Raw genomic sequence first — 4,059 nt, 5'->3', positions numbered from 1 at the left:
ACGGGGAAGCTGACTTCCACCCCGTCATGTTCATCAGTCGTTTTCTGACCGAGCAAGCCAATGGCGGGGATACCGTCATCGTCCTTGAACACGCTGTAGATCGACAGAATGTTCTTGTGCACTGACCGAATTGTGAACTGGTCAGTGTAGGCGAACGGAGACTTAGAGCCAATGCCAAAGCCGCCGATCTGGTCGTTCGACTTGTCCTTGGTCGAGCCGTCCGTATAAGCCATGAACGACGTCATCATGAAGTCGTGGCTCATGCCAGTGCCAAAGTCGCGGACCTTGAACACGGGATCAAGCTCAGTCGGCAGAGTTACCTCGACCGGTGTGTTGGGTGTGCCTGCAGCAATATGACTATCCACGCCGTTCGCAGTAAGCTCGCGAGCGATGGCGAGAGGTTTGTTCGCATACGTCTGGTCGGCGAACATTTCGAAAATCTTGGGCGTTGCACGGATGGTAGCCTTGGCTACTTCCTGCACACCAGAAGTTTGGACGTTACGGTCCACTCTTTCTAATTTCATCGGGCAATATATCCCAAAGAGGATCGTATCAGGTCACGAGTTTCCTCGTCACCGGTTTCTGCAAGGTAGTCCAGATGTTCACTCGTGGGTTCTTCTGCCCACGCGTCCTCATCAAAGTCGGGATCAACAATGGAAACACTGTTGAGGAAGTTAGCACGTGTCCTGAGTAGGTATAGAGGGGACCCAACAGGTCCCCTCGTAGCTGTGAGCTTGGCGTTATACAGCCTGCGAGTTTCAGCCACCTTTGCCACCTTAGGCGACCTTCAACTCGCTGAACACAGTCATCTGACTGTCACCTTGCTTATAGCCGGGGCGCGGTGCCAGACTATCGACATTGGTGATATCGAAGCTCTCAACCGGAATTTTGCTCAGGTTGAACAAGCGCCAATTCGGAAGCTGGTTTTCAGACTCGCCAGCGGTCTGGAAGCCTCGGAACAGCAGGTGACCCTTAGATGACTCACCGAAGGCATGGACTTCGACGGTACGAGGCAGGCCTTCGTAAGTGAACTTGACAGCTTTCTTGTCGATCATCGCCTTACGCAGCATGGCAACAAGCGCACGCTCGGGCCAGCCTTGTTTGAAGATCGCCTCGATAACGTCTAGGCCCTTGACATCATTGATGTTCTCGGCTTCCAGCGGAAGTTGCGACGGGGGGTACTTCTTGAGCAGTTCAAAAACATGCCCAAGGTCGAGTAGAGCATTATCAGCCATTGTTTTTCTCCAGTTGGCGTAGGCGACGGGCAGCCTCACGGTTCCCCGTGGGCGGAAGCATATTGTTAGGTTTGAACTCGACGACGCGCCATGCGGTGATTTCCTTGCCGTCAGCGGTCAGGTGCTTTGAGGGGACTTTGTACCGGTTACCGGCAATTTTGTGTGCATTACGCGACACGGGGGTCTTGGGTTTTCGTGCCATTGTGGCTCCTTGTTTGTAACCCGTCACATATGGCGGGTTACGGGTGATTACCTGTCAGAAATGACAAGTTACGGGGTAACTTTACGGCTTAAGTTCGACCTGTTTGATCTTGATATAGCCGCTCGCTATCGGATCGAGGGGATCGGTCCATCCCCAATAGTAGGTCGTCTTGAGTTGCTGCTCACCCTGAAAGCGCTCATGCGGCTTGAGCCGTAAATCGCTTGCAATCTCCGTGAAGAGTGCCTGTGCTCGCGCCTCGGCATTCTTTTGGGAAATGAACGGCTCTACGTCCGTACCGTTTACATCGGGATGTTCCGCGACGACGACGTAAATTTGGCTCATGGATTTATATACTCCGTCATAGGGTCACCGCCCACACGACGACGACCAGTAGCAGGATGACGATGCCAACCGACAGGCTCCCCTTCGAAGCCTCGGTCGGACCACTCATGCATTGCTTCGAGCGCTTTTTCACGGTTTTCATAGCACCAACGATCCTCGTATGAAAAGGTATTACCGATCAGACCAGTGATCAGGGTGTAATGAAACATGAGGGCCTTGACAGCCGCATATTCCTCGTCGTTCTTCTGGATCATTTCCTTGATCGAAGGATCGTCGAGCATTAGCTGGCGGGCGAAGCCATCATAATCGACAGCGGCATGTTTCATGCGCCGAGCCATTCATTATAGGCGTCACGCCATTTCTTGGGACCAACATAGGCTGGCAAAATTACTGCCGCACAGATAGTCGCAACAATAAAAACAGGCATGTTTTCAGTTCCTTATATCACCCGGTACTAGGGTATAAGTCTTTGGGAACGCGAACATCAACGCGATGGCTTCTGCAAAAGGCAGGCCGATGCGCAGGATGTTCATTGGTGATAAGTGCTGATGGACATGTGCCCACCAACGATGGTTACCGTCAAGCACATAACTATCCTTGCTGACGACAGCAGGCTTAGCCAGTACTTGTGGCTGCATTTTCACCGCGATATCAATATCGATACGTTGATGAGCACGCAGAGTTGCAGGGTCCACAGCTTCGGTAAGCACGTCGACTTGTCGGTTCCTGACAAAGTCTAGGAACTCTGGCAAGTCAATCTCATCGATCTGCGGCATTTCAGGGCGCGGGACATAGAATGGCAGAAACTCGCCACCCTTATACTCTCGTCCATTGAGCCCCAACTCGCCTCCGCGTGGTGCGCGGAGGTCGAGAGGCTGGTTGTACCAGAGGTTCATCGCTGATTTTTACCCGACAGGGTAACAAGTGCGAGGGGAAAACCCCCGCACAAGCCCAAGAGTACAATACCGCGAAGGATATCGACAAAAATCATGACTCGATCCTTACCCAAATCCAGAAGACGGTTCCAAAAGCGCCAAGCGCTTGGCCAAAGGTCGGGTTAACGAACACGGATAGCACCGTGCCCGTCAACAGACACTTGATGACGATGGCCGAACTCCCCTTAGGGGAGCGCGCCCATTCGCACACCTGAACCAACTTATTGAAAAGTTTCATTCTTTGGTGTCCTCCTTACTGCCCGTTGCGAGCAGGGTCGTAAAGAACAAGCCCGCAGCGATGTAACCATAGATATGGTGGGACTCAAACGCCACGAAGGCGAAATAAGCAAGGTGTAGGGGGCGCTCACCAAGCGCTGCCGGATGGTGCGCATAGTGATAGCAACGCAAAATAAGCGTCCGGATACGTCCCATGTTTAATCTCCTATGGGGGCGTGTTACTCCTAGATTGGTTCAAACTCTACGGCAGCCGCAAATACTCGGGCGGTACCAATGCCGTTTGGGTTGTCCATCTGAACGCCGACTATACCGTGCTTGTCAGTAGATTTGATCACGGTGCCTTCGCCGTTGTTGTCCAGAAGGACGATGGGGTCCTCGCCCACGTACCGAACTCGTTGTCCGAGCCCGAGTGTTGCGCTGACTAACGGGGCATTCACATTGTGTGCCCCGTATCCTGTGATAGGGTCGTAGGTGCTCATTTCGGGAACCTCAGTGTGTCGATGGCATGTAAAGGCACGACGACAGTTTCATCGCCGTCCTTCAATTCCAGAGCATCTTCACCCACAGCAATAAGCTGGAACCTGCGAATGTCGCGTCCTCGAATTTCGATTGCGACGGTGACCGAGTCATCGGTCTGCAGTCTGCGCATATGCATGGCGAGAAGATCAAGAAAGCGGCCCGGAATTTTACCATTGGCTCCCGCAGAGACGAGTGACATGGTCATCACGCATACTCCTTGACTTGGTTTATGAGGAAGTTGTTGGCTTCTTCCTCGGTTTCGAATGTGCCGTTTATCGAGATATTACCCGGCCAGAAATCGACATGGAAAACGCGCGAGCCATACCGATTACGCCTACGCACACGACCGATCCAGTCGTAGCCTTGGCCGATGCCGGTGATCTTGAGTGCGGCGAGATACCACACTTTCGAATTGGCCGTGCGACCAACCTTCACGACGAGCGTATCATCGGTCACCGGAATGGCCGTATGGAAGAAATATCCATTGCGTTCTAGATACCCGCCAGCGCCAGCCAGAAGCTGCTCCAGCGTGATTAGACCTTCGTTGGGCTCAACACCCGCCATGACGTTGGCATGCTGCTGAGCGACG

At 53.1% G+C, this 4,059-nt stretch carries 10 protein-coding genes; all 10 read right to left on the bottom strand.

All coding sequences use genetic code 11. The features are described from left to right. On the bottom strand, window positions 1-509 hold a 509-nt coding region (locus ACTHJR_RS06445; protein ID WP_440522302.1), incomplete at its 3' end, for an ATP-binding protein. A gap of 267 nt (window positions 510-776) precedes the next feature. Further along, window positions 777-1,235 carry a hypothetical protein gene (locus ACTHJR_RS06440; RefSeq protein WP_440522301.1) on the bottom strand — a complete coding sequence of 153 codons (459 nt, stop codon included), beginning with the start codon at window positions 1,233-1,235 and terminating at the stop codon, window positions 777-779. Then, the gene (locus ACTHJR_RS06435) at window positions 1,228-1,437 is read right to left on the bottom strand and encodes a hypothetical protein (RefSeq protein WP_440522300.1); all 210 of its coding nucleotides are present in this window, start codon (window positions 1,435-1,437) and stop codon (window positions 1,228-1,230) included. Before ACTHJR_RS06435 ends, ACTHJR_RS06440 begins: the two co-directional genes overlap by 8 nt. Before the next feature lie 81 nt (window positions 1,438-1,518). Continuing rightward, entirely contained in the window at window positions 1,519-1,779 is a 261-nt protein-coding gene (locus ACTHJR_RS06430; RefSeq protein ID WP_440522299.1) for a hypothetical protein, read from the bottom strand. Then, window positions 1,776-2,105 carry a hypothetical protein gene (locus ACTHJR_RS06425; protein ID WP_440522298.1) on the bottom strand — a complete coding sequence of 110 codons (330 nt, stop codon included), beginning with the start codon at window positions 2,103-2,105 and terminating at the stop codon, window positions 1,776-1,778. Before ACTHJR_RS06425 ends, ACTHJR_RS06430 begins: the two co-directional genes overlap by 4 nt. Before the next feature lie 105 nt (window positions 2,106-2,210). Next, complete coding sequence (locus ACTHJR_RS06420) at window positions 2,211-2,675, bottom strand: hypothetical protein (protein ID WP_440522297.1); 465 nt, start codon at window positions 2,673-2,675, stop codon at window positions 2,211-2,213. Window positions 2,676-2,948: 273 nt separating this feature from the next. Next, window positions 2,949-3,146 carry a hypothetical protein gene (locus tag ACTHJR_RS06415; protein WP_440522296.1) on the bottom strand — a complete coding sequence of 66 codons (198 nt, stop codon included), beginning with the start codon at window positions 3,144-3,146 and terminating at the stop codon, window positions 2,949-2,951. Window positions 3,147-3,175: 29 nt separating this feature from the next. Further along, entirely contained in the window at window positions 3,176-3,430 is a 255-nt protein-coding gene (locus tag ACTHJR_RS06410) for a hypothetical protein (protein ID WP_440522295.1), read from the bottom strand. Continuing rightward, a complete protein-coding gene (locus ACTHJR_RS06405; RefSeq protein WP_440522294.1) occupies window positions 3,427-3,675 on the bottom strand; it encodes a hypothetical protein in 249 nt (82 codons plus the stop codon). The genes ACTHJR_RS06410 and ACTHJR_RS06405 overlap by 4 nt, the downstream gene beginning before the upstream one ends. Continuing rightward, a partial coding sequence (locus ACTHJR_RS06400; RefSeq protein ID WP_440522293.1) for a hypothetical protein occupies window positions 3,675-4,059 on the bottom strand: 385 nt, incomplete at its 5' end. The genes ACTHJR_RS06405 and ACTHJR_RS06400, both read right to left, overlap by 1 nt.

Source organism: Sphingomonas sp. (assembly GCF_051962185.1).
GTDB lineage: Bacteria > Pseudomonadota > Alphaproteobacteria > Sphingomonadales > Sphingomonadaceae > Sphingomonas.
This window is presented reverse-complemented; position numbering and strand designations above follow the sequence as displayed.

What these genes read in the sequence shown, in the direction of transcription:
- ACTHJR_RS06440 (WP_440522301.1), bottom strand. Translation starts at nt 1,235, where the DNA reads ATGGCTGATAATGCTCTACTCGACCTTGGGCATGTTTTTGAACTGCTC.
- ACTHJR_RS06430 (WP_440522299.1), bottom strand. Translation starts at nt 1,779, where the DNA reads ATGAGCCAAATTTACGTCGTCGTCGCGGAACATCCCGATGTAAACGGT.
- ACTHJR_RS06405 (WP_440522294.1), bottom strand. Translation starts at nt 3,675, where the DNA reads ATGACCATGTCACTCGTCTCTGCGGGAGCCAATGGTAAAATTCCGGGC.
- ACTHJR_RS06415 (WP_440522296.1), bottom strand. Translation starts at nt 3,146, where the DNA reads ATGGGACGTATCCGGACGCTTATTTTGCGTTGCTATCACTATGCGCAC.
- ACTHJR_RS06410 (WP_440522295.1), bottom strand. Translation starts at nt 3,430, where the DNA reads ATGAGCACCTACGACCCTATCACAGGATACGGGGCACACAATGTGAAT.
- ACTHJR_RS06435 (WP_440522300.1), bottom strand. Translation starts at nt 1,437, where the DNA reads ATGGCACGAAAACCCAAGACCCCCGTGTCGCGTAATGCACACAAAATT.
- ACTHJR_RS06420 (WP_440522297.1), bottom strand. Translation starts at nt 2,675, where the DNA reads ATGAACCTCTGGTACAACCAGCCTCTCGACCTCCGCGCACCACGCGGA.
- ACTHJR_RS06425 (WP_440522298.1), bottom strand. Translation starts at nt 2,105, where the DNA reads ATGAAACATGCCGCTGTCGATTATGATGGCTTCGCCCGCCAGCTAATG.